This window comes from Vibrio jasicida CAIM 1864 = LMG 25398, assembly GCF_000400365.1.
GTDB lineage: Bacteria > Pseudomonadota > Gammaproteobacteria > Enterobacterales > Vibrionaceae > Vibrio > Vibrio jasicida.
The window spans coordinates 1-234 of the sequence record NZ_BAOG01000124.1; the positions used below are offsets into that span (position 1 = coordinate 1).

General features: G+C 39.7%; 1 protein-coding gene. It reads left to right on the forward strand.

Annotated features, from left to right (window positions below; genetic code table 11):
* Positions 1-14 precede the first annotated feature (14 nt).
* On the forward strand, positions 15-234 hold a 220-nt coding region (locus VJL_RS24125; protein WP_227741170.1), incomplete at its 3' end, for a DDE-type integrase/transposase/recombinase.

A 234-nucleotide genomic window follows, 5' to 3' on the forward strand; every position in this document is an offset into this window, starting at 1 on the left:
TCAAAGAGCAGAAAGTGTACTTGTCTCCGGTTGTCGACTTGTTTACTCAAGAGGTGGTTGCTTATAGAGTAGCTAAAAATGCCTGTTTACCGCTTGTCATTGATATGTTGACGGAAGCGATATCAAAGCTTAGACCGAACTCAAAACCAATTATACATAGCGATCAAGGTTGGCAATATCGGCATCGACAATATCAGCAAAAAATCGAAGAGAGTGGGTTAATACAAAGTATGT